The 22780-nt window shown below is 37.3% G+C and carries 26 protein-coding genes; 14 read left to right on the forward strand and 12 right to left on the reverse strand.

The window, feature by feature from the left end; genetic code table 11:
- The first annotated feature begins 125 nt into the window (after positions 1-125).
- On the forward strand, positions 126-1112 hold the full coding sequence (zipA, locus tag ACPT8O_RS08295; RefSeq protein WP_005690727.1) for a cell division protein ZipA: 987 nt from the start codon (positions 126-128) through the stop codon (positions 1110-1112).
- A gap of 111 nt (positions 1113-1223) precedes the next feature.
- The gene (ligA, locus tag ACPT8O_RS08300; protein WP_011272385.1) at positions 1224-3236 is read left to right on the forward strand and encodes an NAD-dependent DNA ligase LigA; all 2013 of its coding nucleotides are present in this window, start codon (positions 1224-1226) and stop codon (positions 3234-3236) included.
- 4 nt (positions 3237-3240) lie between these two features.
- Here ligA and ACPT8O_RS08305 read toward each other — a convergent pair whose 3' ends face one another.
- From ACPT8O_RS08305 to ccmA, 11 genes are all read right to left on the reverse strand, one after another.
- Positions 3241-3540 (reverse strand): hypothetical protein, encoded by a 300-nt coding sequence (locus tag ACPT8O_RS08305; RefSeq protein ID WP_005647674.1) that lies wholly within the window; start codon positions 3538-3540, stop codon positions 3241-3243.
- Between the two features lie 10 nt (positions 3541-3550).
- Positions 3551-4042: a hypothetical protein gene (locus ACPT8O_RS08310; protein ID WP_011272384.1), complete on the reverse strand. Its 492-nt coding sequence runs from the start codon at positions 4040-4042 to the stop codon at positions 3551-3553.
- Positions 4043-4162: 120 nt separating this feature from the next.
- Entirely contained in the window at positions 4163-5080 is a 918-nt protein-coding gene (gene ccmI, locus ACPT8O_RS08315) for a c-type cytochrome biogenesis protein CcmI (protein WP_014550933.1), read from the reverse strand.
- Positions 5081-5542, reverse strand: a complete 462-nt coding sequence (locus tag ACPT8O_RS08320) for a cytochrome c-type biogenesis protein (RefSeq protein ID WP_014550934.1) — start codon at positions 5540-5542, stop codon at positions 5081-5083.
- Entirely contained in the window at positions 5542-6087 is a 546-nt protein-coding gene (locus ACPT8O_RS08325) for a DsbE family thiol:disulfide interchange protein (RefSeq protein ID WP_005657352.1), read from the reverse strand. Before ACPT8O_RS08325 ends, ACPT8O_RS08320 begins: the two co-directional genes overlap by 1 nt.
- Positions 6088-6227: 140 nt before the next feature.
- On the reverse strand, positions 6228-8174 hold the full coding sequence (locus ACPT8O_RS08330; RefSeq protein WP_005647685.1) for a heme lyase CcmF/NrfE family subunit: 1947 nt from the start codon (positions 8172-8174) through the stop codon (positions 6228-6230).
- A complete protein-coding gene (ccmE, locus tag ACPT8O_RS08335) occupies positions 8171-8692 on the reverse strand; it encodes a cytochrome c maturation protein CcmE (RefSeq protein WP_005665890.1) in 522 nt (173 codons plus the stop codon). Before ccmE ends, ACPT8O_RS08330 begins: the two co-directional genes overlap by 4 nt.
- Positions 8689-8892 carry a heme exporter protein CcmD gene (gene ccmD / locus ACPT8O_RS08340; RefSeq protein WP_005634314.1) on the reverse strand — a complete coding sequence of 68 codons (204 nt, stop codon included), beginning with the start codon at positions 8890-8892 and terminating at the stop codon, positions 8689-8691. Before ccmD ends, ccmE begins: the two co-directional genes overlap by 4 nt.
- Before the next feature lie 41 nt (positions 8893-8933).
- Complete coding sequence (locus tag ACPT8O_RS08345) at positions 8934-9674, reverse strand: heme ABC transporter permease (protein WP_005665892.1); 741 nt, start codon at positions 9672-9674, stop codon at positions 8934-8936.
- 57 nt (positions 9675-9731) lie between these two features.
- Positions 9732-10397 carry a heme exporter protein CcmB gene (gene ccmB, locus ACPT8O_RS08350; protein WP_005665894.1) on the reverse strand — a complete coding sequence of 222 codons (666 nt, stop codon included), beginning with the start codon at positions 10395-10397 and terminating at the stop codon, positions 9732-9734.
- A gap of 4 nt (positions 10398-10401) precedes the next feature.
- Positions 10402-11040, reverse strand: coding sequence for a cytochrome c biogenesis heme-transporting ATPase CcmA (ccmA, locus tag ACPT8O_RS08355; RefSeq protein WP_425613309.1), 639 nt, complete (start codon positions 11038-11040; stop codon positions 10402-10404).
- Between the two features lie 248 nt (positions 11041-11288).
- Here ccmA and sodA point away from each other — a divergent pair, with 248 nt between their 5' ends.
- The 12 genes from sodA to pnuC all read left to right on the forward strand — a co-directional run bounded on the left by sodA (position 11289) and on the right by pnuC (position 20370).
- Positions 11289-11936: a superoxide dismutase [Mn] gene (gene sodA / locus ACPT8O_RS08360; protein WP_021034911.1), complete on the forward strand. Its 648-nt coding sequence runs from the start codon at positions 11289-11291 to the stop codon at positions 11934-11936.
- A gap of 405 nt (positions 11937-12341) precedes the next feature.
- Positions 12342-13136, forward strand: coding sequence for a phospholipid ABC transporter ATP-binding protein MlaF (mlaF, locus tag ACPT8O_RS08365; protein WP_005656079.1), 795 nt, complete (start codon positions 12342-12344; stop codon positions 13134-13136).
- A complete protein-coding gene (gene mlaE / locus ACPT8O_RS08370) occupies positions 13133-13918 on the forward strand; it encodes a lipid asymmetry maintenance ABC transporter permease subunit MlaE (protein ID WP_005628334.1) in 786 nt (261 codons plus the stop codon). Before mlaF ends, mlaE begins: the two co-directional genes overlap by 4 nt.
- Positions 13919-13928: 10 nt before the next feature.
- Positions 13929-14429, forward strand: a complete 501-nt coding sequence (mlaD, locus tag ACPT8O_RS08375; RefSeq protein WP_005656074.1) for an outer membrane lipid asymmetry maintenance protein MlaD — start codon at positions 13929-13931, stop codon at positions 14427-14429.
- 32 nt (positions 14430-14461) lie between these two features.
- Entirely contained in the window at positions 14462-15106 is a 645-nt protein-coding gene (gene mlaC / locus ACPT8O_RS08380; RefSeq protein WP_021034910.1) for a phospholipid-binding protein MlaC, read from the forward strand.
- Between the two features lie 10 nt (positions 15107-15116).
- On the forward strand, positions 15117-15434 hold the full coding sequence (locus ACPT8O_RS08385; protein ID WP_005686374.1) for an STAS domain-containing protein: 318 nt from the start codon (positions 15117-15119) through the stop codon (positions 15432-15434).
- Positions 15435-15454: 20 nt separating this feature from the next.
- Complete coding sequence (locus tag ACPT8O_RS08390) at positions 15455-15712, forward strand: BolA family protein (protein ID WP_005686372.1); 258 nt, start codon at positions 15455-15457, stop codon at positions 15710-15712.
- 10 nt (positions 15713-15722) lie between these two features.
- Positions 15723-16988: a UDP-N-acetylglucosamine 1-carboxyvinyltransferase gene (gene murA, locus ACPT8O_RS08395; RefSeq protein WP_425623322.1), complete on the forward strand. Its 1266-nt coding sequence runs from the start codon at positions 15723-15725 to the stop codon at positions 16986-16988.
- Between the two features lie 275 nt (positions 16989-17263).
- On the forward strand, positions 17264-18037 hold the full coding sequence (locus ACPT8O_RS08400; protein WP_021034908.1) for an amino acid ABC transporter substrate-binding protein: 774 nt from the start codon (positions 17264-17266) through the stop codon (positions 18035-18037).
- Positions 18021-18737, forward strand: a complete 717-nt coding sequence (locus tag ACPT8O_RS08405; RefSeq protein ID WP_041175295.1) for an amino acid ABC transporter permease — start codon at positions 18021-18023, stop codon at positions 18735-18737. Before ACPT8O_RS08400 ends, ACPT8O_RS08405 begins: the two co-directional genes overlap by 17 nt.
- Before the next feature lie 9 nt (positions 18738-18746).
- Positions 18747-19514, forward strand: a complete 768-nt coding sequence (locus ACPT8O_RS08410; protein WP_021034906.1) for an amino acid ABC transporter ATP-binding protein — start codon at positions 18747-18749, stop codon at positions 19512-19514.
- Positions 19515-19689: 175 nt separating this feature from the next.
- Positions 19690-20370 carry a nicotinamide riboside transporter PnuC gene (gene pnuC / locus ACPT8O_RS08415; RefSeq protein ID WP_005656058.1) on the forward strand — a complete coding sequence of 227 codons (681 nt, stop codon included), beginning with the start codon at positions 19690-19692 and terminating at the stop codon, positions 20368-20370.
- Positions 20371-20516: 146 nt separating this feature from the next.
- Here the strand turns inward: pnuC and pyrG are convergent, their stop codons facing one another.
- Complete coding sequence (gene pyrG, locus ACPT8O_RS08420; RefSeq protein ID WP_021034905.1) at positions 20517-22154, reverse strand: glutamine hydrolyzing CTP synthase; 1638 nt, start codon at positions 22152-22154, stop codon at positions 20517-20519.
- Positions 22155-22780 lie beyond the last annotated feature (626 nt).

The raw sequence follows: 22780 nt of genomic DNA on the forward strand, positions 1-22780 counted from the left end.
TTAAAACAGACCGCACTTTTCCTTTAAAATTCCACACTTTGAAGTATTTTTTCACCTACTGAAATATGGTAGCATTAGCACCATTTATAGCACTCTCGCCGAACTATCGCGCGTAAGGAATAAAAATGGATTTAAATACAATTTTGATTATTGTGGGTATCGTAGCACTTGTCGCCTTAATCGTACACGGATTATGGTCAAATCGTCGTGAGAAATCAAAATATTTTGATAAAGCCAATAAATTTGACCGCACTTCTCCAACATCTAGATCCCATACGCAAGAAGAAATGGTACAGCCAAACAATATTTCGCCGAATACCTATGTGGAAAATGGGCATACACCAATTTCTCAACCGACCACAGAAAAATTACCATCAGAAGCTGAATTGATCGATTATCGCCAAAGCGATAAAAGTGTGGATGACATCAAAATTTCTATTCCTAACACGCAACCTATTTATGATATGGGGAATCATCGTTCCGAGCCAATACAACCAACGCAACCTCAATACGATATGCCAACCGCAAATAATGTCGCAAGTATGACCTTAGAACAACTTGAAGCACAAAGTCAAAATGTTGGTTTTAATGGCATTAATTCATCATCGCCAGAATTAAGAGTGCAGCTTGCAGAATTATCTCACGAAGAACATCAAGTAGACTACAACCTCTCGTTCAATGAACCAAAAGCAGAAACGACAGCTCAGCCAAAACAAACAACTGGCTATATTCAACTTTATCTTATTCCAAAATCTAGCGAAGAATTTAATGGTGCTAAATTGGTGCAGGCTCTTGAAAACTTGGGTTTTATCTTGGGTAAAGATGAAATGTATCATCGTCACTTAGATTTAAGTGTGGCAAGTCCCGTGCTTTTTAGTGTGGCAAATTTAGAACAACCCGGCACATTCAATGCTTATAACTTAGCGGAATTTAACACCATAGGAATTGTATTATTTATGCAATTGCCCTCTCCAGGTAATAATCTTGCTAATTTACGTATGATGATGCGTGCTGCCCATACATTAGCCGAAGATTTACAAGGTGTTATACTGACTGAAGAACAAGAAATTTTTGATGCAAATGCAGAGCAAGCCTATCTTGCTCGAGTGTAAATTCATACCTTAAATTTACCGCACTTTTATATTCATTTAGACAGGCTTTGTACCTGTCTATTTTCACGCTAAATACATAGAAAAGTGCGGTCATTTTTCTCCGAGAATTTTATGACAAATATTCAAACTCAACTAGACAATCTACGCAAAACCTTGCGCCAATATGAATACGAATACCACGTTTTAGATAATCCGAGCGTGCCTGATAGCGAATACGATCGTTTATTTCATCAGCTCAAAGCCCTAGAATTAGAGCATCCTGAATTTCTGACGTCAGATTCGCCCACTCAACGTGTTGGTGCAAAACCACTTTCTGGGTTTAGCCAAATTCGTCACGAAATTCCTATGCTCTCTTTGGATAATGCTTTTTCCGATGCAGAATTTAATGCTTTTGTAAAACGCATTGAAGATCGTTTAATCCTATTACCGAAACCACTTACTTTCTGTTGCGAACCTAAACTTGATGGCTTGGCTGTGAGTATTTTGTATGTTAATGGTGAACTTACACAAGCCGCCACTCGTGGTGATGGCACCACAGGCGAAGATATTACAGCCAATATCCGCACGATTCGTAATGTTCCATTACAACTTTTAACAGATAATCCTCCAGCACGTTTAGAAGTGCGGGGCGAAGTTTTTATGCCGCACGCAGGCTTTGAGCGTTTAAATAAATATGCGTTAGAACATAATGAAAAAACCTTTGCTAATCCTCGCAATGCAGCGGCAGGCTCTTTACGCCAGCTTGATCCTAATATTACCAGCAAACGTCCGCTGGTATTAAATGCTTATGGTATTGGAATTGCTGAGGGGATTGATCTGCCGACTACGCATTATGATCGTTTGCAATGGCTAAAATCTATCGGGATTCCAGTAAATCCTGAAATTCGTTTATGCAATGGTGCAGATGAAGTTTTAGGTTTTTATCGAGATATTCAAAACAAACGTAGCTCGTTAGGTTATGATATTGACGGAACGGTATTAAAAATCAATGATATAGCCTTACAAAATGAACTAGGATTTATTTCTAAAGCACCTCGCTGGGCGATTGCTTATAAATTCCCCGCCCAAGAAGAATTAACCCTGTTGAATGATGTTGAATTCCAAGTGGGTCGAACTGGCGCAATCACACCAGTTGCCAAATTAGAGCCAGTGTTTGTTGCAGGCGTTACAGTAAGTAATGCCACCTTACATAATGGCGATGAAATTGAACGTTTAAATATCGCTATTGGCGATACTGTTGTTATTCGTCGAGCAGGCGATGTAATTCCACAAATTATTGGCGTATTACACGAACGTCGCCCTGATAATGCTAAACCAATCATTTTCCCAACAAATTGCCCTGTGTGCGATTCTCAAATTATTCGTATTGAAGGCGAAGCAGTAGCACGTTGCACGGGAGGATTATTCTGTGCGGCACAGCGTAAAGAGGCGTTAAAACATTTCGTCTCTCGTAAAGCAATGGATATTGATGGTGTAGGCGGAAAATTAATAGAGCAATTAGTCGATCGAGAGCTAATTCATACACCTGCGGACTTATTTAAACTTGATTTAACCACGCTCACACGCTTAGAAAGAATGGGTGCAAAATCTGCAGAAAACGCACTCAATAGTCTTGAAAATGCAAAAAGCACGACGCTTGATCGCTTTATTTTTGCTTTAGGCATTCGTGAAGTGGGCGAAGCCACTGCATTAAATCTTGCTAATCATTTCAAAACTTTAGATGCGCTTAAAGACGCAAATCTTGAAGAACTTCAACAAGTGCCTGATGTAGGGGAAGTTGTAGCGAACCGAATTTTTATATTTTGGCGTGAAGCGCATAATGTTGCAGTCGTGGAGGATTTAATCGCACAAGGTGTGCATTGGGAAACTGTAGAAGTGAAAGAAGCGAGTGAAAACTTGTTCAAAGATAAAACTGTAGTACTGACAGGCACTCTTACACAAATGGGGCGTAATGAAGCAAAAGCCTTATTACAACAGCTTGGTGCAAAAGTAAGTGGTTCGGTATCCAGTAAAACAGATTTCGTTATCGCAGGTGATGGGGCAGGCTCTAAACTTGCAAAAGCTCAAGAACTAAATATTACAGTATTAACAGAAGAAGAATTTTTAGCACAGATAACAAGATAATTTTTTATCTAAAATAGTGATAATTATAATGATACCCGACGCTTGGTGTAACTGGAAGAACAGGCAATACACGTCTTGTTCTCGTTTTAACTTTATTGTCACTTTGGTTTAATTTTAAACTTGTATCAATTTGTTGCGTTATTTTATCCTTTTGAGTTTGTGTAACAGTATTACCACTAATAACTCGAGCATTATATTCTTGCACAGTTTTCATATCGTAAACACCGCCACCAATTTGTTCTGGTTGAGATGAACATGCTGCTAAACCTAAAATTACACAACTAACAAAAACTATTTTTCTCATTAAATACATCCTATTTACAAATTACGTCAGTTAATACAGCCCTACCTTCTGATACATAATTCGCTGCTTTTTCCTTTAATTTTTTATTTTCTTGTGCCTGAATACACTTAGACAAATCTTTGTCTGTAATTGAATAAACAGGCACATAACTTAAATTTTGAGGATCTTTTTGGTTATAAATAGTTGCACCAACCACACTGCCATAGAATTCTCCTCTATTGTCTGGATAAAGATAATGGTAAGTCGAATTTGTGTAATCTACACCTCTTGTAATCTTAAATCCCTGACAAATTCCAGCTGGAGATTCATAAATACTTTCTGATGAAGTGGTTTCATCTATTTTATAAACTTTAAATTCAATACTTTGAGCTAGTTTTTGAGCATCATTATTTGAAACATCGGAATTAAATGCTTTTTTATCTTCAGAATCAACTGCACTAGAATCATTTTCTGCAATCGAAAATTGTGAAGTAAATAAACTTCCAATAATGACGCAGAACAAAGAAAAAAGTGCAATTTTTATTATTCATTTCTCGTTCCTTTAGTACTTTATTAAATGCTAATCTGTTCGACTACGAATAATTTTTTCGCACTATATCAAAAAGTCTTATAACGTACTAGGTTATTTTTCGGGAGTGATACTTTTTGATTTTTCTTCATTTTGCGCTTCTAAAGCATCACGCGCGGTACGAATACTTTTTTCAATTAATGGAACTCGCTCATCATCTTTCGGCATTAAGCGTAGCATCATCGCCCAAGTCACTGCCGCCATTTTATAATCTTCTGTTTCAAAATAACGGAATGCGAGTAAACTCAATGCTTCAATGTTAGTGTGTTCTTGACGAATCACTTCACGCAATAAATTGCCACCTTTAAGTTTATCAGTCGCATCTTCAGAAAACATCAATATACGAGCATAGCCTAATTTATATTGCACATTATCTGGTTCAAGTTTATTAGCCTTTTGATAGCTATCGAATGCCAAACGTGCATCACCTAAATTCATCCCAATTTGACCGAGCATCCACCATTTTTTAGCATCAGTTGGATTTTTTTGCAAATCGATTCGAAGTGCGGTAGAAAATTGCTGCATTTCTGCATCAGAAAATGGATTTTTATCTTCATCTTTCATTCGGTCAAAGAAATAGGGCAATTTCGCATAAGTTTGCTCTAACATTGATTCGGCTTGCCAAGATCCCACCATAAAATAAGAAGAACCTGCGATAATTCCTAACGCTAATACACCAGAGACAAACCAAATTTTTCCATAAGATTTGCCAGAATAATCCACATTCTCTTGAACCTTGCTCGGTACATCATCAAGCAAGGTTTTCTGTAATTCTTGTTTGAGTTGCTCAACATTTTCAACTAAACCTTGGGAATTATCTTGCTCAATTTCTTCCAAGCGTGAGAAATATAACGCCTTATTTAAATCATCACGTTTTTGCCCATGTTTCGCTTTAAATTGACGTAATAAAGGATAAAAACAAATTAACGCCACAACTAAAGTGGTTAAGATAAAAATTAATGTAAAATTCATCTATTTATCCTTGTTTAATAATTCTGCCAAACGCGCATTATCTTCATCCGTTAAAACCTCTTGGGATTTCACCGCACTTTGGGTTTTAGGTTTGCGTCTTAATAAAAACACCACGCCTAACAACACAAGCAATAATGGCGCAATCCATAGCACTAATGTACTCGCTGTTATAGGAGGATCATAGGTTACAAAATTGCCGTAACGTGCCACCATATAATCCACTACGTCATTTTTCGATTTGCCTTCTTGTAAAAGCTCAAATACTTTGCCACGCATATCCACAGCGATAGTCGCATTGGAATCCGCAATATTGTTATTTTGACATTGAGGACAACGCAAAGATTGTGTTAATTGGTGGTAATCACTCTCTTGCTGTGGAGAACTAAAATTTAATGCGTCAATAGCTGAAAACGCCACTGAGCTAAACAAAAATGCGGTCAAAAATAACCATGTTTTTTTCATTATTGTTGCTCCGAAAGTTTGTCATAAATTGGTTTTAAAGTCTGAGTCCAAACTTTTTCGTTTACATCTCCAGCATAACGATAATGAATCACGCCTTTTCCATCTACAATGAACGTTTCTGGCGCACCATATACCCCTAAATCCAAACCGAAAGAACCTTTTTCATCTTTTAAAACAACTTGATAAGGATTGCCAAGATCTTTTAACCACTTCATTGCTTTAGGTGATTCATCTTTATAATCTAAACCGATAATTCTCACACCCTCTTTAGCAAGTTTGTTTAAATATTGATGTTCGGCATAACAAGTTGGACACCAAGTCGCCCATACGTTAAGCAAAACTGGCTCACCTTGTTGAAACAATTCATTCGTGTAAGTTTTATTTTCAAACAACTCCGTCAAATTTTTTGCTGGCACAGGCTTTCCAACCAAAGCAGACTCTAATGCTTTAATATCTTCACCTTGCGCATTGCGTTTTAATTGCACCAAAAATGCTATTGTTATCGATAAAAAGAGAATAAGAGGAACGAGTAATTTTTTTTTCATTTTTTACCGCACTTTTTCATTAACTTTGCTCCACCCATTTATGGGGGAAGCTGTCGCGAAGTGACTGAGGGGGGATATCGTAATCCCCCTTCCGCCCTTCGGGCACCTTCCCCCGCAAGCAGGGGAAGGCAAGAATAAAATTATTTCTTCAACAACACATTAAACCGATAGCGTCGATCGAACATGCACAACAATCCACCTAACGCCATAAATAAGCCACCAATCCAAATCCAGCGAATAAATGGCTTGTAATATAAGCGTAACGCCCAAGAATTGTCCTCAAGTTTTTCACCGAGAGCCACATAGAGGTCACGAGTTAAACCACCAGCAATTGCGGCTTCTGTCATAGACATCCGACTTACTGTGTAAAAACGTTTTTCTGCGAATAAACTTGCCTCTGGTTGCCCATCTTTCGAAATATCAATTTGAGCTTTTCCACCAATATAGTTTGGACCATTTTCATCCGTCACACCAGCGAATTTAAAATCGTAACGACCAATTTGTGCGTTCTCGCCAACTTTCATTCTCACATCACGTTCTACGCTAAAGTTTTGGCTAAATGCGATCCCCCAAACAGTCATAGCTACGCCTAAGTGAGCTAACATCATTCCCCAATGAGAACGAGATAGTTTGCGTACGCCAACAAAGAATGATTCACGATGCGTCGCACGTTGTTGCAATTCATAAAGCACAAGTAACACAATAATCACAGTCATCATTGAACCAAGCACTGAACTCACGGTAATTTTATCTTGCAAGAAATAAGGTAACGCAAAACCTGCAATCAGCATAACAAATACGCAGATAACAACAGGCGTACGAATTGCAGAAAATTGGTCTCTACGCCATTTCACTAAAGGTCCAATACCAAGCAATAATGCAAATGGTGTCATAATAATTAAGAACATTTGATCAAAGAACGGCGCACCAATAGAAATAGAGCCTAAACCAAGTTGTTTGTGAACGAGTGGTAACAACGTTCCTAAGAATACAACGCAAAGTGCGGTCATTAATAAGATATTATTTAATAACAACATACTTTCACGTGAATAGCGTTCTGCATTATCACGAGAACGAATTTGACTGCCTTTATACGCATAGAGCGCAAGCGAACCGCCAATTACCACAACGAGGTAAGCCAAAATATACAAACCACGAGTTGGATCCGATGCAAATGCGTGAACTGAAACTAAGATACCAGAACGAACTAAGAACGTGCCGAGTAAACAAAGTGAAAAGGCTAAAATCGCAAGTAATACCGTCCAAGCTTTAAAAGAACCACGTTTTTCTGTCACAGAAAGAGAGTGAATCAATGCAGTACCAGCAAGCCACGGCATAAACGATGAGTTTTCTACTGGATCCCAGAACCACCAGCCCCCCCAGCCAAGCTCATAATAAGCCCACCAAGAACCGAGTACGATACCTAAAGTTAAAAACACCCAAGCAGCAAGCGTCCAAGGACGTGACCAACGTGCCCAAGCTGAATCTAATTTTCCAGTCATTAAGGATGCTATCGCAAACGCAAATGCCACAGAAAAACCCACATAGCCCATATAAAGTAATGGAGGGTGGAAAATTAAGCCCACATCTTGCAACATTGGGTTAAGTTCTTTTCCATCCACTGGGAAATCAGGGAAAGTACGCGTGAAAGGATTTGAGGTAAACAAGACGAACAATACAAAACCGACGCTAATAATCCCCATAATACCAAGCACGCGAGCAACCGCTTCTTGGGGTAAATGTTTACTCAATAAAGCAACGGCAAATGACCAAACCGCCAGTAACCAAATCCACAGTAACAAAGAGCCTTCATGGGAACCCCATACCGCAGATAAACGATAATAAATGGGTAAAGTAGTATTAGAATTATTTACAATATATTGCACGCTAAAATCATTGACTGCGAATAAATAAAATAGCGCAGCAAAAGCAATGCTTAGACTTGCAAATAAACCATAAGTCATTGGGCGAGCTAATGCCATTAATTGTGCATTGCCCTTTTCCGCCCCCCACAAAGGGAAAATCGCCAACATAAGCGATACAGCTAAACTTAAAGCCAGCGCATAATTTCCTAATTCAGCAATCATTTTGCGCCTTCTTTTTCTTGACGATCACGCGCACTTTCGCCTTTTAAATCTGCTGCCTTAATCCCCATTGGTTTATGTACTTTTTGCATTTTTTCGCCTAATTCTGGCGGCACATAATTTTCATCGTGTTTAGCCAATACTTCTGTCGCGCTTAAAACCGCTGACTGAGTTAATACGCCTTGAGCCACAATCCCCTGCCCTTCACGGAAAAGATCTGGCAAAATGCCTTCATATTCAACAGTAATCGCAGGACCAATATCATTTAAATCAAACCGCACTTTTAAGCTTTTTGGATCACGCACTACCGTGCCTTCAACCACCATACCGCCAACACGAATACGCTGTCCCACTTCAGGTTTTTGATTCGGATTATTATCCTTACCTTGAATCACTTCAGATGGCGTATAAAACAAGTCGATATTTTGACGTAATGCATACAGCATCAATCCACTTGCAATAGAAATGCCGAGCACAACAAAAATGACTAATTTAAATCTGGATTTACGTCTTGGATTCATAGTGTGTTCCCCTTATTTGCTTGTTGTAAACGTTCTTCGCGTTGTTGCTCACGCAATACATTTTGTAACACTGTCTTGCGTTGTTTTACACTTTGAACAATTAAGGCAATAACTGCCACTAAACTTACTGCATAGGATAACCATACGTAAAAACCGTAGCCACCCATATTAAAAAAATCACTCCAAGTTTGGAAAAACATAAAATATTCCTTATAAAAAATCGCTAAAAACTAACCGCACTTTATTTCAGTGTTTGAGCTAATGCTTTAACCCAGGGACGTTTTGCATCTTCTTTCAATAATTCCATGCGATAACGAACTAAAGTAAGCCAAATATACAAGGTTAAAAAACCGAAGATACACAAAATTAATGGAACCAACATTGGAATTGCAATGGATGGTTTTTCCAGTTTAGTGATACTCGCACCTTGATGTAACGTGTTCCACCATTCCACCGAAAAATGAATAATCGGTAAAATCACGACCGTTGTAATACATAAAATCCCTGCCGCTTTTGCCCCTATGTTACGATCTGAAAAAGCAGAATAAAGGGCTAAGATACCAAGATAAAGAAAGAATAAAATCAATTCTGCAGTTAAGCGAGCATCCCACACCCACCAAGTACCCCACATTGGTTTCCCCCAAATTGCCCCCGTAACAAGCGATAAGAAAGTAAACAATGCACCAATTGGTGCCATTGCAATCATTGCGAGATGAGCTTGCTTAATTTGCCACACTAGGGCAACCACAGCGGCAATCGCCATTGAACCGTACACACCCATTGACCAAATCGCTGTCGGCACATGTACATACATAATTCGGAAACTATTACCTTGTTGGTAATCTGCTGGGGCGAATGCTAAACCCCATACAATGCCAACACCGAGTAAGATAAGCGTTAAAAATGCAAATAGCGGACTCAATTTACCGCAAATACGATATTGAGTTTCGGGTTTTGCATAAGGATGTAGCCACTTCCACATAAAAAATCCTTAAAAATTAAAGAGAAAAACCACCGCACTTTTATACGATGAATAAAATTAATTATCTAAACTAATTCGCAACGCTGCCGCGATGGCAAAAGGCGAAAGCGTTACAGCGCCAACCATCATGGCACCTAAAATCGCCAGTTGCCCCCCATAAGGCACATTTAATCCTGCTGCCTCCAATACCGATGAAGCAAAAATTAAAACAGGAATAAACAACGGAACAACAAGCAGACTCAACAACACGCCACCTTTTCGCAACCCCACCGTTAAAGCCACACCAATAGCACCGATACAGCTCAATACAGGGGTGCCCAGTAACAATGTCAAGACTAATGCCCACCAAATATTCACTTCAAGAGAAAGTAACAAAGCCGCAATAGGCGATAATAAAATAAGCGGTAAACCTGTGAGCAACCAATGTGCAACCACTTTAGCTAAAGCTATCATTGGCAAAGGCTGTGCAGTTAGCATTAATTGTTCAAGAGAACCATCAATAAAATCATCACGAAACAAACGTTCAAAAGAAAGCAATGCTGAAAGTAATGCGGCTACCCATGCGATACCCGGTGCGATACGGGAAAGTAATTTAGGCTCTGGCCCAATAACAAGCGGAAACAAAGTAATCACAAGCAAAAAGAACCATAGCGGATTTAAAATTTCCGCATTTTTACGCATCGCAATTTGAAGTTCGCGTTTAATTATTTCTAAAAAAATCATTAAGTTATTCCGCTTTATAAGCCGCTAAATTCAATTTTTGCAGATGAGAACTTGGCACTTCTTGGTGGCTGGTTAACAACACAATACCACCTCGTTGAGCATGCTCATCAAAAAGTGCGGTTAAAATTTCCACGCCTTTTTTATCAATCGCAGTAAAGGGCTCATCTAAAATCCATAAGGGCGTTTGAGACAGCCATAAGCGACCTAACGCGATACGTTTTTGTTGCCCAGCAGAAAGTTGTGCGGCAGGCAAATCTTCACGACCTAGCAATCCCACTTTCTCAAGCAAATCCCACAACATATCGGTGTTTTGTTCAGCTTGACTAATTCGTTGATAAAACTGCAAATTTTCCCACGCGGTTAATTCTGGTTTAACACCTGAAAGATGTCCTAAATAAAGCAAATTCTGATGATATTGTTCACGTTGTTTGGAAATCGCTTCAGAATCCCACCGCACTTCGCCTTCCAAAGGTTGCGCTAAACCCGCAAGAATACGTAACAAACTTGTTTTACCTATGCCGTTATGCCCTTCAATTTGTACAAAATCACCGCTATTAAAATCGCAAGTCAAAGCACGAAAAAGTACGCGCTCACCACGTTGGCAGGATAAATTTTGCAGAGATAACTTGTGTTGCTCAAACATAATTACAGAGGGAAAATAGAAAGTGGCAGTATTCTAATATTTGATGAAATTTTCGCAACTCAAACACATAACTCTTTAGAAGTAGATCGATAGGTTTATTGATTTAAAACAAAATTTAATAAATTCACTTTTTAAAAAAGGAAAAACATTTAATGATCTAAATCAATTTTTTTGCTATTATTTGCTCAATTTTGGTTATAGACCAAAACCTCAACGAAATCTGTTTTTAACAATAGAAGGAATACATTATGTCTTACACTCTCCCTGAATTAGGCTATGCCTACAATGCGTTAGAACCACATTTTGATGCGCAAACAATGGAAATCCATCATAGTAAACACCACCAAGCTTACGTAAACAATGCAAATGCTGCATTAGAAGGTTTACCCGCTGAATTAGTAGAAATGTGTCCGGATCATTTAATTTCTAACCTTGATAAAATTCCTGCAGAAAAACGTAGTGCATTACGTAATAATGCGGGTGGCCACACAAACCACAGTTTATTTTGGAAAAGTTTGAAAAAAGGCACTACTTTACAAGGCGCATTAAAAGATGCGATTGAACGCGATATCGGTTCTGTAGATGCATTTAAAGCAGAATTTGAAAAAGCAGCAGCAACTCGTTTTGGTTCTGGCTGGGCATGGTTAGTATTAACCGCTGAAGGTAAATTAGCCGTAGTATCAACAGCAAACCAAGATAACCCATTAATGGGTAAAGAAGTGGCTGGTTGTGAGGGTTTCCCACTTTTAGGTTTAGATGTTTGGGAACACGCTTACTACTTAAAATTCCAAAACCGTCGTCCAGACTACATTAAAGAATTCTGGAACGTGGTAAACTGGGATTTCGTTGCAGAACGTTTTGAACAAAAAACAGCACACAGCAATTGCGCAAAATAATAAACATAGAAAAGCCTAGCAAAAGCTAGGTTTTTCTACTTTCCTCTCTATAACTTTTCTCTTGCAATCTTTTTTATCAAATCTGTATCTTTTACAGGCTTATTATTTATAAGCATTTATCAATGTTTATTTTCCATAAACAAAGTATTATTAAAATTCAATAAATAATGAAGAAATGTAAAGCTTCTTTAGTGAGGTCAAAAAGAATGTTACTATGACAAAATTTTAAGTTATTAAAAATAGAATTTATCACTATTTTTTATAGCTATTTTTATGACCACATTAAAGTTAAGCCAAAGAAATGTGTTGCTATAAATAACAAAACTTAATCTTTAAATTAAACAAATCTAACTTTTTAAGGTCATATAAAACTGATTGAACTTTTTATTTATAAACGAGATTTTAATGAATCAAAATCTAATTGAAGTTAAGAATCTTACCTTTAAACGCGGTGATCGCGTGATTTACGATAACCTGAATTTGCAAGTAAAAAAGGGAAAAATCACTGCGATCATGGGACCGTCGGGGATTGGTAAAACCACCTTACTTAAATTGATCGGTGGGCAACTAATGCCAGAGCAAGGTGAAATTTTGTTTGATGGACAAGATATTTGTCGTCTATCTAATCGTGAACTGTACGAAGTACGCAAGCGGATGGGGATGTTATTCCAATCAGGTGCGCTTTTTACGGATATTTCTACTTTTGATAATGTCGCCTTTCCAATTCGTGAACATACGCATTTGCCTGAAAGTTTAATTCGTCAAATCGTGTTGATGAAATTGGAGGCGGTTGGGTTGCGAGGTGCTGCCGCATTAATGCCTTCAGAACTTTCCGGTGGTATGGCTCGTCGAGCTGCATTAGCGCGTGCTATTGCGCTTGACCCTGATTTAATTATGTTTGATGAGCCATTTACGGGGCAAGATCCGATTAGTATGGGCGTAATTTTAAGCCTGATTAAACGATTAAATGAAGCGTTAAATTTGACTTCTATCGTAGTGTCACACGATGTGGAGGAAGTATTGAGTATTGCTGATTATGCCTATATTATTGCAGACCAAAAAGTCATCGCAGAAGGAACATCTGAGCAGCTTTTACAAAGCCAAGATCCGCGCGTGGTGCAATTCTTAAAAGGTGAATCTGATGGTCCTGTGCGCTTTAAGTACCCAGCGCAAGATTATGTGAAGGAATTGTTTGAATGATCGTCAATTTTATTTCTGCTTTGGGAAAACAGGTGATTGATTTTTTCCGTGCATTGGGGCGAGCTGGCTTTATGTTATTTGGCGCATTGATCGGCAAGCCACAAATTCGTAAGCATTTTCCTTTGCTTGTGAAGCAAATGCATGTTTTAGGTGTCCAATCGTTACTCATTATTTTGTTGTCCGGTTTATTTATTGGAATGGTATTAGGACTACAAGGTTATGTCGTGTTAGTCGATTTTTCTGCTGAAACAAGTTTAGGTCAGTTGGTGGCACTTTCTCTTTTGCGAGAATTAGGCCCTGTTGTTACCGCACTTTTATTTGCTGGTCGAGCAGGTTCTGCATTGACGGCTGAAATAGGCTTAATGAAAGCCACTGAACAACTTTCTAGTCTTGAAATGATGGCTGTTGATCCTTTACGTCGAGTGATTGCACCTCGTTTTTGGGCAGGGGTTATTTCCATGCCAATTTTGTCAATCTTGTTTATCGCGATTGGTATTTGGGGCGGTTCCTTAGTTGGTGTGGATTGGAAAGGTGTTGATTCAGGCAGCTTTTGGTCTGTTATGCAAAATTCCGTGAGTTGGAGCTATGATATTTTAAATGGCTTTATTAAAGCGGTTTTCTTTGCTGTAGCCGTAACTTGGATTGCGCTTTTTAATGGTTATGATTGTATGCCAACATCAGAAGGTATCAGTCAAGCTACAACACGAACAGTTGTGCACGCTTCACTTGTTGTTCTAGGATTAGATTTTATTTTGACTGCTATTATGTTTGGTGCAGGTTAAGGATTTTTTTATGAGACAAACAATTAAATATGAATTTTGGGTCGGATTATTTTTATTACTTGGTATTGGTGCCTTAGTTTTTTTAGGTTTACGCGTAGCTAATGTACAAGGTTTTGCTGAGACGAAATCTTATACCGTGACGGCAATTTTTAATAATATTGGCGGACTTAAAGTGCGCGCACCACTAAAAATTGGAGGCGTAGTAATTGGACGTGTGAGTGCTATTACTCTTGATGAAAAAAGCTATTTACCGAAAGTAAGCATCGCGATTAATCAAGAATATAATGAAATCCCAGAAAACAGTTCTTTATCAATTAAAACATCAGGTTTATTAGGTGAGCAATATATTGCCTTGACAATAGGTTTTGATGATGGAGATACAGCAATGCTTAAAAATGGTAGCCAAATTCAAGACACTACATCAGCTATGGTATTGGAAGATTTAATTGGGCAATTCTTATATGGAAGTAAAAAATCGGACGGCAATGAAAAATCAGAATCCGCAGAATAATAGGTTAAATTTTATAAATTAGGAGATTGATAATGAACCTTACTCAACTAAAAAAATGGTTTACTATTTTAACTTTCGTATTAACCGCACTTTTGGTTACACGAACAGCTATTGCAGAAACAAGTCCTTATGTTTTAATGCAGCAAGCGGCAGATAAACTATTTTCTGATATACAAGCTAATCAAAGTAAAATTAAACAAGATCCAAATTATTTACGTACTATTGTTCGTAATGATTTATTGCCTTATGTAAACTTAGAATATGCAGGTTCTAAAGTATTAGGTTCATACTACAAATCAACCTCTGCAGAACAACGCAAAAAATTTTTCAAAACTTTTGGCGAATTGATTGAGCAAAAGTATGCACAAGCATTAACAAATTATTCTAATCAAAAAATTCAAATTGAATCAGAAAAAGAATTAGGCGATAACAATTTTGTAAATATTCGCGTAAGTATTATTCAAACTAATGGCGTTGCTCCGATCCTATTAGATTTTAAATGGCGTAAAGGCAATAAAAGTGGGGAATGGAAAGCCTACGATATGGCAGCAGCAGGCGTAAGTATGCTGGAAGATACGATAAAAAATTGGGTTGGTATTTTAAACAAACAAGGTATTGATACATTAATCACAAAGATGCAGCAATCTGCCTCACAACCTATAATTTTCAATCAATAAATGAATAACTATGCTAAATTGGGATTTGCAAAAAAATAATGATAAAATAACGCTCTTTTTGTTTGGGGAACTATCTCGCAGCACGTTGTTACCAATGTGGCAGCAACGTGGCGTTTTTTTGTCAGCCAGTACACTTGATAAAACTATTGTTGAATGGAATTTGTCTGATCTTCAGCATATTGATTCTGCTGGTTTTGCAGCTCTTTGTGATTTTTTACGAGAGTGTCAAAAGCTTAATAAAACAGTGCGATTAGTTTATCCACCAAAACAATTATTAACCCTAGCAGATCTCTTTGGTTTATCTGATTGGATCGCAAATTTTACATAGCTTAACTAAACGGAAATCCGATGGAACTTCAAAAAATTGAACAAATTTTAAAAGACACACTAAATATTGCAGAAGTCTATGCACAAGGTGAAAATGCACATTTTGGTGTGATTGTTGTGAGTGATGAAATCGCTGCACTATCTCGTGTAAAACAACAACAAACGATTTATGCCCCTTTAATGCCTTATTTTAGTACTGGTGAAATTCACGCTCTAACCATCAAAACTTATACCGTAGAAAAATGGAAACGCGATCGTGCATTAAACCAGTTTAATTAAGGACTTAAAAATGGATAAATTTCGTATTTATGGGCAATCTCGTTTAAGTGGAAGTGTGAATATTTCAGGCGCAAAAAACGCCGCACTTCCAATTCTTTTTGCGGCTATTTTAGCGACAGAACCTGTTAAATTGACAAATGTTCCCGAACTTAAAGATATTGAAACTACTTTGAAAATTTTGCGTCAATTAGGCGTGGTTGTAGATCGTGATGCAACTGGTGCAGTTTTATTAGATGCCTCTAATATCAATCATTTCACTGCACCTTATGAATTGGTTAAAACTATGCGAGCTTCAATTTGGGCATTGGCACCTTTAGTCGCTCGTTTCCATCAAGGTCAAGTATCATTACCTGGAGGTTGTTCTATTGGGGCTAGACCTGTTGATCTCCATATTAGCGGTTTAGAAAAATTAGGTGCAGATATTGTTCTTGAAGAAGGATATGTAAAAGCACAAGTATCGGATCGTCTTGTGGGAACTCGTATTGTAATAGAAAAAGTAAGTGTAGGCGCCACTTTATCTATTATGATGGCAGCAACCCTTGCGAAAGGTACGACTGTTATTGAAAACGCCGCTCGTGAGCCTGAAATTGTTGATACCGCCGATTTCCTTAATAAAATGGGTGCGAAAATAACAGGTGCAGGTTCTGCTCACATCACGATTGAAGGTGTTGAACATTTAACTGGTTGTGAACATAGTGTTGTGCCAGATCGTATTGAAACGGGAACATTCTTAATTGCTGCAGCCATTTCAGGCGGTCGTGTTGTTTGTCAAAATACTAAGGCTGATACTTTAGATGCAGTAATTGATAAACTCCGTGAAGCTGGTGCGCAAGTTGATGTAACTGAAAATAGCATTACTTTAGATATGCTTGGTAATCGCCCTAAAGCAGTCAATATTCGTACCGCCCCACATCCGGGGTTCCCAACTGATATGCAAGCTCAGTTTACCTTATTAAATATGGTGGCAGAAGGTACAAGCATTATTACTGAAACGATTTTTGAAAATCGTTTTATGCATATTCCTGAATTAATTCGTATGGGGGGTAAAGCTGAAATTGAAGGGAATACAGCAGTATGTCACGGGGTTGAACAATTGTCTGGCACAGAAGTGATGGCGACAGATTTACGCGCTTCAATCAGTTTAGTGCTTGCAGGCTGTATCGCAACGGGAGAAACCATTGTAGAGCGTATTTATCATATCGATCGTGGTTATGAACATATCGAAGATAAATTACGTGGTCTAGGTGCGAAAATTGAACGTTTTTCTGAAGCATAATTAAGTATAGTTACTCGTTATATTCTTTCTATTTACAGCTATAGTACTTCGTCAAATTTCTATAAATGCCTTTCTTTATAAAGGCATTTTTGCGTTAATTGTAAAAATATAAGTCATTACGTTGTATAGATGCAAAATAATTTTCAAAAAGTGCGGTTAATTATTTTCTAGTTTTTAGAACAAAAGTTTATAAACTATAAATAAATAGTATTTTTTTTTCATAAATTTGGTTTTTATAATCGCATCTATCCAAAACACAACATAAGGAATAAAAAATGAAAAAATTACTTTTTACTACCGCACTTTTAACTGGAGTTATTGCTTTCTCAACTTTTTCTCAGGCAGGCGAAATTGCCGATCGTGTTGAAAAAACTAAAACTTTATTAGTCGGAACAGAAGGGACTTATGCACCATTTACTTTCCATGATAAAAGTGGAAAATTAACAGGTTTTGATGTAGAGGTTATTCGTAAAGTTGCTGAAAAGCTCGGTTTGAAAGTGGAATTTAAAGAAACACAATGGGATGCAATGTATGCGGGGTTAAATGCAAAACGTTTTGATGTGATTGCAAACCAAACTAGCCCAAGCACAGAGCGTTTAAAAAAATACAGTTTCACAACACCTTATAATTATTCTGGTGGAGTGATAGTAACAAAATCATCGGATAACAGTATTAAATCATTTGAAGACTTGAAAGGTCGTAAATCTGCGCAATCTGCAACAAGTAACTGGGGTAAATATGCAAAAGCTGCTGGCGCACAGATTCTTGTAGTGGATGGTTTAGCACAGAGCTTAGAGCTTATTAAACAAGGCCGTGCAGACGCAACAATTAATGATAAATTGGCTGTATTAGATTATTTTAAACAACACCCAAATTCTAATTTAAAAATTGCTTATGATCGTGGGGATAAAACTCCGACTGCCTTTGCTTTTTTACAAGGTGAAGATGCATTGATTACAAAATTTAATCAAGTACTTGAAGCACTTCGCCAAGATGGTACATTAAAACAGATTTCAATTGAATGGTTTGGTTATGATATTACTCAATAATTGGTTGGCGAGTCTTCCATTTATGAGCGAAGAACGAGCTGATTATGTAATCAGCTCGTTTTGGCCTATGTTGGAAGCAGCAATTTTATACACATTGCCATTGGCAGTCATTTCCTTCTTCTGTGGTTTGCTTATTGCAGTGATTGTTGCTGTTATTCGTACTTTACCTAGCCCTAATTTACCCTTAAAATTGTTACAGGCTTTATGTCGAGTGTATATCTCTATAATTCGAGGTACACCGATGTTAGTACAAATTTTTATTATTTTTTATGGATTACCTGAAGTCGGTATTACTTTAGAGCCTTTTCCGACAGCGATTATTGCATTTTCTATTAATATAGGTGCTTATGCAGCAGAGACAGTTCGTGCTTCAATTATTGCTATACCTAAAGGGCAGTGGGAGGCCTCTTATGCGATAGGTATGAATTATCGACAAGCATTTATTCGTACAATTATGCCACAGGCTTTACGTATTTCAGTACCATCGCTTTCTAATACTTTTATTAGTACAGTGAAAGACACTTCATTAGCTTCTCTTGTTTTAGTGACAGAATTATTCCGTGTCGCACAGAATATTACAGCAGCAAACTATGAATTTATTTTGATTTATAGTGAAGCTGCTCTGATTTATTGGGTTTTCTGTTTTGTATTGTCTATTGGTCAAATGCGTTTAGAAAAACGCCTTTCTCGTCACTTGTAAGGATTGTCTATGTTAAAAGTAAGTAATATTCAGAAAAACTTTAATGGCAATCACGTGTTAAAAGGCATTGATTTTGAAATTAATAAAGGTGAAGTGGTAGCAATTTTAGGTCCCTCTGGTTCTGGAAAAACCACCTTTTTACGTTGTTTAAACTTGCTTGAACGACCAGAGCAAGGCATTTTAGAATTTGATGATGGTAGCCTAAAAATTGATTTCAGCCAGAAAATCAGTAAAGTAGATGAATTGAAGTTACGCCGACGTTCGTCAATGGTATTTCAACAATATAATTTATTTCCTCATCGCTCCGCCCTTGAAAATATCATGGAAGGAATGGTTGTCGTGCAAAAACAAGATAAGGCTCAAGCTCGTGAAAAAGCCCTTAGCTTGCTAGAAAAAGTAGGGCTTAAAAATAAAGTGGATTTATTTCCATCTCAACTTTCTGGTGGGCAGCAACAGCGAGTTGGGATTGCTCGAGCCCTTGCGGTAAAACCTGATATTATTTTATTAGATGAACCAACATCGGCTTTAGATCCTGAATTAGTGGGCGAGGTGTTGCAAATTCTTAAAATACTCGCACAAGAAGGCTGGACAATGATTATTGTTACTCACGAAATGCAGTTTGCTAAAGATGTTGCAGATCGTGTGATTTTGATGGCAGATGGGTATATTGTGGAACAAAATAGCGCAGATAAATTCTTTGCTTATCCACAACAGGAACGAACTAAGCAGTTTTTATTACAAGCCAACATACCGCTTGAGTTGGATTATTGTATTTAAAGTGCGGTGAATTTTTAGAGAGTTTCTCAAAATTCATTCAATAATGGATTGCTTGGAATTTGATAGAAATGTGATGAATTTCACAAGTTTAGAATTAAATTGCTCTGAATCTTTACATTACAAAAACACAATGCAATAATGTTTACATTAAAACTTAAGTCAATAGGAGTAAATAATGACTTTGGCAGAACGTTTAAAACAAGAATTTGTTTCTGGTTGGAAACCTTTTGAGGTGGTTTGGCTTGTGCTTTTTATCATCGCGCAAATTTGGGCTTATGTACAAACACCTGATTCTTGGTTAGCAATGATTTCTGGCATTTCGGGTATTTTGTGTGTGGTATTGGTAAGTAAAGGCAAAATCAGTAATTATTTCTTTGGATTAATTTTTGCTTACACTTATTTTTATGTTGCTTGGGGATCGAATTTCTTAGGTGAAATGAACACCGTACTTTACGTATATTTACCATCTCAATTTATTGGTTACTTTATGTGGAAAGCCAACATGCAAAATAGCGATGGTGGAGAAAGTGTAATTGCAAAAGCTTTAACTGTTAAAGGTTGGGTTACATTAATTGTTACAACTACAGTTGGAACTTTACTTTTTGTTCAGGCATTGCAAGCAGCTGGCGGTAGTTCAACTGGTTTAGATGGACTAACTACAATTATTACGGTTGCTGCACAGATTTTAATGATTTTGCGTTATCGTGAACAATGGCTGTTATGGATTGGATTAAATGTTCTTTCTATTTTCCTTTGGGCAGAAACACCAGCCATCTACTTAATGTATTCAGCTTACTTACTTAACTCGTTATATGGTTATTATAACTGGACGAAATTAGTTAAGCGTACTAACTAAAAATATAAAAACAGTAAATAGCTTATAAAAAATCCCCGTTAAATGATGAATTTAACGGGGATTTTTTTACTTCAAAAACATCAAGTTATATCATAACCAAATAAAAATATTTCATTTTTTTACCGCACTTATTGCAGAACCAAGAATTACTTCACAGATTTTTTGTGATTTTCATAGGCTGCTTTTACAAAGCCTGCAAATAACGGATGACCATCACGAGGAGTCGAGGTAAATTCTGGATGGAATTGGCAAGCGACAAACCAAGGATGATTTGGCACTTCTATAATTTCTACCAATTTTTTATTGGCAGATAATCCAGTTACTTTCAATCCTGCTTTTTCAATTTGTGGAAGTAAGGTATTATTTACTTCATAGCGATGACGATGACGTTCTTCAATGGTTTCTTGGCCATAAAGCTCACGAGCGCAGCTGCCTGACACCAAATGACATTGTTGTGCGCCTAAACGCATTGTTCCACCAAGATCTGATTCATCGGTACGCACTTCTGTATTTCCATCCGCATCTTGCCATTCCGTGATTAATGCAACCACGGGTTGTTCACAATCTTTATCAAATTCAGATGAATTGGCTTTAGTTAAACCCGCTACATTGCGTGCATATTCAATCAATGCGATCTGCATACCTAAGCAAATGCCCAAATAAGGAATTTTGTTTTCTCGTGCATATTGTGCGGTACGAATTTTACCTTCCACACCACGATAACCGAATCCACCAGGAACAAGAATACCATCAATGCCTTTTAATACTTCAACACCTTTGGTTTCAACATCTTGGGAATCAATGTATTTAATGTTTACACTTAAACGATTCGTTAAACCTGCGTGTTTCAACGCTTCATTTACAGATTTATAGGCGTCTGGTAACTCAGTATATTTACCTACCATTCCAATGGTCACTTCTCCCACTGGATTTGCTTGTTTATAAAGCACTTGCTCCCATTCAGAAAGATCTGCTTCTGGGCAAGTTAAACGAAAACGGTCACAGACAAAATCATCTAAACCTTGAGATTTTAATAATGCTGGGATTTGATAAATCGAATTTACATCTTTTAACGAAATGACTGCACGCTCTTGTACGTTACAGAATAAAGCAATTTTTGCACGTTCATTTGCTGGAATCATGCGATCTGAACGGCAAATCAACACATCAGGTTGAATACCAATAGAAAGTAATTCTTTTACAGAATGTTGGGTTGGTTTAGTTTTTACTTCACCCGCCGTTGGAATGTAAGGCACTAAGGTTAAGTGCATAAATAACGTATGTTCACGACCAACTTGAACAGCTAATTGACGTAATGCTTCTAAGAATGGAAGTGATTCAATATCCCCAACAGTGCCGCCCACTTCAACAATCACAACGTCGTGACCTTGAGCACCAGCAATAACGCGATCTTTAATTTCATTGGTAATATGAGGAATCACTTGAATTGTTGCACCAAGATAATCGCCGCGACGCTCTTTACGTAATACTTCAGAATAAATTTTACCTGTGGTGAAGTTATTACGTTTAGTCATTTTAGTACGGATAAAACGCTCATAGTGACCTAAGTCTAAATCTGTTTCTGCGCCATCTTGAGTGACGAAAACTTCCCCATGTTGGGTTGGACTCATCGTACCGGGATCCACATTAATATATGGATCTAATTTCATAATGGTTACGTTTAAACCACGCGCTTCTAAAATTGCCGCCAATGATGCTGCCGCAATGCCTTTACCTAACGATGAAACCACACCGCCAGTGACGAAAATATAATTTGTAGCCATAGGGAACCTAATCTGTATTGGGATATAAATGATTATAGCTAATCATCTTACAGACAAAATCGACCAAAAGTGCGGTCAAAAATCGAAGATAATTAGCTATCAAAGACGGGACGGTAGTCTACCTTATTTGGTTAATGAACTCAATGCTAGTTTTAGCTTAATCCTTTTTATCATTGGAAATGATTAACAATCACATTACAAATGTTGAATGATAAATTAAGTACTAAATGCCACTACATACTATTCGAGTCGTTAAAAACATCAAGAAATGATGTTGGTTGAGACAAATATTAAAATATGCTCTTACACAATGAAATTAATCATCTTTAAAACAAAAATTATTGAAAAAATGTCAATTTGATCTAGGTCAATTAAATGAAATATAACAAATAAGCCCTATTTTTGTATTTATATCAAAAATGTGATCTATATAGCATTTTTTACTATTTTTTATCCTTATGTTTAGTAGTAGAATAGCCGCCAATTTGGGTTATCTCTATAATAACTGGTGTTTTTTTAACCTTTAAAAATAATTATGCAGATAAGTCAATTTAAACTTAGCTGATTGGAGTTGAGTAATTAGGGATTATTTAAGGCATCGCCTTGTTAATCATTGTTGGAACTAA

The sequence above is a fragment of the Haemophilus sp. HN_Hi08 genome (assembly GCF_049824455.1).
Taxonomy (GTDB): domain Bacteria; phylum Pseudomonadota; class Gammaproteobacteria; order Enterobacterales; family Pasteurellaceae; genus Haemophilus; species Haemophilus influenzae_D.